Raw genomic sequence first — 5,184 nt, 5'->3', positions numbered from 1 at the left:
AGGAGGACACCCCACCCATCGCCGCCTAGAAATCCTTGATCCACAGGTCTTGACGATTGCTCCTGCGTAAACTGTTGGCTCGTGTGCCTGTCTGTGATGTCAACGTGCACACTGACGGTTTCCCGTTCGACCGAAGGACTGAGCCGTGCCCGACCGACCCGAGATTGTCTGCATCTGCGGCTCTACCCGGTTCGTGGACGAGATGCGTGCGGCGAACCGTGATCTGACCTTCGCCGGTGTCATCGTCGTCGCGCCAGGCGAAGCAGACGAGTTGATCACCAACGAGCAGAAGACCGCGCTGGACGCCCTCCACCTGCGCAAGATCGACCTGGCTGACCGGGTTCTGGTCGTCAACCCCGGCGGGTATATCGGCGAGTCCACGAGCAGGGAGATCGCATATGCCCACGCCACCGGCAAGCCGATCTCGTTCACCGATCCCGTCTGACCAGTAGACGCTTCGTGGTGCGCGCGGGCAACGAGCTCGGTCAGCCTCGGAGCGTGTTGCCGAAGACAGCGCCGTACTCACACAGGAGTTCCCCGTCATCCAACCGTGTCCTGCAAGTGCGTCATGCTGACGGCGATCATGTCGGCGGTGAACTCTTTGCGCGCGTACAGGCGGCGCCGGTGGGCTTTGGCCCGGCATGCCGGGCCAAAGTAGCGCGCATCGGCTCTGGCCGTGACGTGCAACGGCCGCCAGCACTGCCGGCACCGGCGAGAGGTCGCCATGGCGCCACCGTACGCCCGGCCAACCGGCCCGCACAGGCACTGCGGCGCAGGCCCGCACCACTACGGTGGCCGCCACCGTTGCCGGACACACCGAGGGAAGAGCCGCCCGTGAGCGCCGTCGTGAACACCGTCACCGTGGGCACCGTTCACCAGTTGAAGGTCACCTTGCGCGGGGTCCGCCCGCCCGTCTGGCGGCGCGTCCACGTGCCGTCGACCGCGAACCTCGCCGAGCTGCACGAGGCGATCCAGGTCGTGTTCGGCTGGCAGCAGCACCACCTGCACGTGTTCCGCGGCGATCGGACAGGCGCGCACCGGCCGCCCGGCCCGCTACTGGGGTCTGCTGAGCAACGGCCGTGAATCCAACGAAGTTGGATCTGACCTGCGGTGATGTGCCGTTTAGCGCTTGCGTCACACGAGCACGACCCGCCGGAACCAGCCAGAGGGCGCATGCCTAGACGGGTGGGGCGGGTGGAAGGCCCCCTTCCGGAGTTTGGAGACCTTCCACCCGAGCGCTGGTGCACTGCGTCTCACGCTCCAGCATCGCTCCCCAGCCGCCTGTACCAAGGTCACGACACGCGGTGGCAAGACGCACGTGGCATATAGCCATCTTCACCAGCGCGTCGCCGTGGCCGGAATCTGGCCGCAGCGAAGCCCCAGCCAGGTTCGCCCCCTGGCGGAGGCCTCGGGCCCCTCCAAACACCGAGACCTCCACCGGAGAAAGGCCACCCGGAACGCAAGGGGTGACGCGCCATCCAGCATTGCCCCTGGCCGCCCGGCACCCCTGTCACGACACGCGGCAAGATGCTCACGGGTTACCCGCGGTGCCCGTGCTGCCGGGCCTAGGTCAACGCCGACCTGGCGGCAGGCCAAGCGGGAGGCCAAGAGCGGGGGGCAAACGAGCGGCCCGTCAAGACCCGGCAGCAGGCGAAGGAGACGGCGTCCGCCACGGCATCGACCCCAGCGGACGCCGTGGTGAGCGCTGTGGCGCTCGATGCTTCGCCCGCCTCGTTTGTACCCGCTGACAGCCGTCCCGGAAACGATGTGGGTTTCGGGCTTATGAGGACGCGTTTGACCTGCGGAGTTATCGCCCGTCCACCCGTCCGAGGTCAGCGCACGTGGAGGCAGGCGAACTCGGCCTCCAACAGGGCGTCCATGGCGGCGTCGGTGCTGCACAACGCAAGGACGGGGCCACCCGGCTCGGCTCCGCCGCGACCCTGCCGTGTTGGATCGGTGGCCCGCCTTCAGTTGCCAGGGATGCGCACCAAGCAGAGGTTCTCAGTCGGGGTCTCTACCACACGGTCCCAATCCTTCACGTATTCGCTGTTCTCGCAGCTCTCGCTCGGATCGCTGGGGCGTGGCACGTCCCCCCAGTAATGTCCGAGGATGACGCGGTATTCGGCGTCAGCGGAGTCGCAGGGGACCTCGACCAACGAGCCGTCGACGTCGGCGGCACAGTCCCGCACCTCGAGATCGCGCACGCCGGGGTCGGTCAGCGCGCGATTCACCCAGTCGGAGAAGCGATATGTGCCGCCGTCGTGCAGCACGACGGCAGTGGGGGCGAGGGCCAGAAGGGCGAGCCCGGCCGCCGCACCCTTCCACCCGACTATCCGCCCCCGTGCCTTCTTCGCGGGTGTGTTCCCGGTGGATTTCGCATGAGGGGTAGGCGGTGGGGTGCCCGGTGTCTGGACGCGCGTCGCGTGCAGGGTGACGACCTCGGTGACGGCGTCCGGCAGCCAGGCCTCGTCAGCACGTTGCGGGTCGTGCGGGGCGAGGGCGGCCAGCTCGTCCAGCAGCGCCCGCGGTGTGGGTCGCGCGGCGGGGTCCTTGGCCAGGCAGGCGGCCACAAGGGCGGCCAGGGGGGCGGGCAGGTCCGACAGGTTCGGCTCCTCGTGCACGACCCGGTAGACGACCGCGTGCACGGGGCCCTCACCGAACGGGCTGTGGCCGGTCGCGGCGAACGCGAGCACGCAGCCGAGGGAGAACACGTCCGAGGCCGAGCCGACGGTCTGGACCGTGGCCTGCTCAGGGGACATGAACGCGGCGGTGCCCAGCACGGTGGAGGTGCGGGTGTGGGAGGTGGCGTCGAGGGCGCGGGCGATGCCGAAGTCGATAAGGCGGGGGCCGTCCGCGGTGAGGATGACGTTGGCGGGCTTGAGGTCGCGGTGCACCACGTTCTGGGCGTGTATGGCGTCCAACCCCTCGGCCAGGCCGGCGCCGAGCACGGCCACCGACTCCATCGGCAGGGGTCCGTGGTCGGCGACGGCCTGGTGCAGGGTGGGGCCGGGGATGTAGGCGGTGGCCAGCCATGGCGGGTTCCCATCGGGATCGGCGTCCACGACCGGGGCGGTGTAGAAGCCGCCCACCTTACGGGCGGCCTTCACCTCATCGGCGAAGCGGCGCCGGAAGCCTGCGTCACCGGCTAGATCGGAGCGCACGATCTTGACCGCGACGGTGCGGCCGCCTGGGGAGCGGCCCAGGAACACCTGTCCCATCCCGCCGCCGCCCAGCCGGGCATGGATGCGGTAGGGGCCGATCTGTGCGGGGTCGCCGTCGCGCAAGGGGGTGGTCATGGCACCGCTTCCGTGAGGGTGGAGGGGAGTGCGGGAGTCGATGATTTCCAGGAGAATCCGTTGCTTGCCGGAGCCGGCCACGGCCCCGGCAATGGCGACGTCGGGTACTCGCATCAGATGCAATTGGCGCTGGATGCAGCTTTCGCGGAAAACCCAACGCCTGGTCGCGCCGTCTGACGGTAAGGACCACGTCACCAGGTGAACTGACTGCCGGGTAACTATCGGGTGCCGCTCACTGGTCGAAGACGCACTCGACGACGGCCGCGTTCTCCGCGGCCCCGGACCGGACGTAGCGGGCGGTGGTCTCGGCCGAGGCGTGGCCGAGGAACGACCGAAGACGCTCCAGCTGCTCATCCGACAAAAACTCGTCGACATCAATCACTCCATGCGCCACAGATCACCTAGTTCATGACGAACCGTAGCGGAGATGATCAACAAGGATCGTGGAACCCGAGAACCCGCAGGTCAGGCGTAAATCCGTTGGATTTCCGCCGTTTGCTACGGGGACCCCACCGAGAGACGGGGCTGCTGTAGTCGAGCGACCCGGACGTCATGATCGAATGCAAATTATCTCTACGTCTTCAAGGGCGACCGCCGACGGCGGCCGCCGTACTCGAGACCCGGGTTGCGGTCGCGGCCGACGACGGTCGGGCCCTCGCGGTGCAGCTGCCCATGAGCACGGCCAGGGCGACGCCGCGACCCGCAACCAGTCCTCCATGAACCAGATCACCACCACAATCGCGGGTCGCGGATGAGGCCGCGGAGCCGCGACCGGTCGCGCGTCCGTCGCGACCCGTGGGCTCGTTACTTCGACTTCGTGTGACTCGGGCTCGGGCTGGGGCTGACCGCACTGGTCGGCGTCGATGACCCGTTTGCGCCTCCAACGGGATCGTCGATCCGCACCTCGGGCACCGTGCCGGCGGGGACCCCTCCTGCTTGGATCTGATCGATCACAGGGGCGATCCCGTTGTAGACGCGGATCGAGAGCGGGTCCGGATCTGAGTACAAAGGACCGCGCTTCCAGAGAATGCGGAGGTAGTCCACGAGCTGGGGGCCGGTCAGCTCAACTGTCACCAGTCCCCCTGGTGCTGGCGTCACCTTCGCCTTGATCTCAGGATCCCCGGACAGGAACCCCACCCTCGACGTCCGCTCCCACAGGTCCCTCACGCATACGATCCGGAGCGTCGTCACGCCTGCCGCTTTGCTCAGCCGCGTCTCGTGTTGCTCCCTCGGTGTGGGCTTGCCAGCTTGGCCGCCGCCGCAGCCGGCTAGCACGGTGCCCAGGAGTGCCGCCACCAGCAGGACGCCTCGCATGCCAGAGAACGCCATGGCCTGTCTCCCTCGCCGTCGTCAAGCCACGCCTCAACGATCACCACCATCCGTCCGACCGACCAGACCGACAAGATCAGTCATGGGTGATCTTTTGGACATAGGGACATGGCGGACAGTTCGCGCCCCCGCGAACGGCTTCATCGAAGAGCTCCGGCGTCAAGCGCAGGGCCTTCGCCGGGTACGGCCGAGGGCATGGGCAAGCACACGCGGATGAGCAAGCAGGCAGCTGCGCGTATCCAGTCCGCAGCCGCCAGGAACTCCGACAGCAAGACCGCCAAGGACGACTTCGACCGGCGCGCACAATCCGCTGGCGACAGGAGCGACCGCCACCAGGGCGACGAGGGCGAGTAGCCGCCGCGGTTGCCGAAAGAACTCGAGAACCACCAGACCGGTTTCGTCGCGGCGGCCGCCCGATGCTGGCGAACGACGCAACCACGAGCCCAGCCGATTGCCGAATCGTTCTCATAGGGGATCAAGAGTCGGCCGCGCCGCGGCGTGGTCGACGGGCCGGGACGGATCGACGGCCGGGCGTGCGGCTCTTCGGCCGGTCCCGGCC

Annotated in this window: 6 protein-coding genes; 3 read left to right on the top strand and 3 right to left on the bottom strand. The window is 68.1% G+C overall.

Going from position 1 to position 5,184, the window contains the following annotated elements; all coding sequences use genetic code 11:
* The first annotated feature begins 145 nt into the window (after positions 1 to 145).
* Together ACFSKW_RS29395 and ACFSKW_RS29390 are read left to right on the top strand one after the other, a co-directional pair.
* The gene (locus ACFSKW_RS29395) at positions 146 to 445 is read left to right on the top strand and encodes a hypothetical protein (RefSeq protein ID WP_086726831.1); all 300 of its coding nucleotides are present in this window, start codon (positions 146 to 148) and stop codon (positions 443 to 445) included.
* A gap of 389 nt (positions 446 to 834) precedes the next feature.
* Positions 835 to 1,083, top strand: a complete 249-nt coding sequence (locus tag ACFSKW_RS29390) for a plasmid pRiA4b ORF-3 family protein (protein WP_379575712.1) — start codon at positions 835 to 837, stop codon at positions 1,081 to 1,083.
* Between the two features lie 884 nt (positions 1,084 to 1,967).
* On the opposite strand, the gene ACFSKW_RS29385 is transcribed toward ACFSKW_RS29390, so the two are convergent.
* From ACFSKW_RS29385 to ACFSKW_RS29375, 3 genes are all read right to left on the bottom strand, one after another.
* Positions 1,968 to 3,296: a serine/threonine-protein kinase gene (locus tag ACFSKW_RS29385; protein WP_379575711.1), complete on the bottom strand. Its 1,329-nt coding sequence runs from the start codon at positions 3,294 to 3,296 to the stop codon at positions 1,968 to 1,970.
* 232 nt (positions 3,297 to 3,528) lie between these two features.
* The gene (locus tag ACFSKW_RS29380; RefSeq protein WP_379575710.1) at positions 3,529 to 3,678 is read right to left on the bottom strand and encodes a hypothetical protein; all 150 of its coding nucleotides are present in this window, start codon (positions 3,676 to 3,678) and stop codon (positions 3,529 to 3,531) included.
* 422 nt (positions 3,679 to 4,100) lie between these two features.
* A complete protein-coding gene (locus ACFSKW_RS29375; RefSeq protein WP_379575709.1) occupies positions 4,101 to 4,625 on the bottom strand; it encodes a hypothetical protein in 525 nt (174 codons plus the stop codon).
* A gap of 195 nt (positions 4,626 to 4,820) precedes the next feature.
* On the opposite strand from ACFSKW_RS29375, the gene ACFSKW_RS29370 reads away from it, so the two are divergent.
* Positions 4,821 to 4,979, top strand: coding sequence for a hypothetical protein (locus tag ACFSKW_RS29370; RefSeq protein WP_379575708.1), 159 nt, complete (start codon positions 4,821 to 4,823; stop codon positions 4,977 to 4,979).
* The last annotated feature ends 205 nt before the right edge of the window (positions 4,980 to 5,184 follow it).

The organism is Nonomuraea mangrovi, from assembly GCF_042681425.1.
Taxonomy (GTDB): Bacteria; Actinomycetota; Actinomycetes; order Streptosporangiales; family Streptosporangiaceae; genus Nonomuraea; species Nonomuraea mangrovi.
This window is presented reverse-complemented; position numbering and strand designations above follow the sequence as displayed.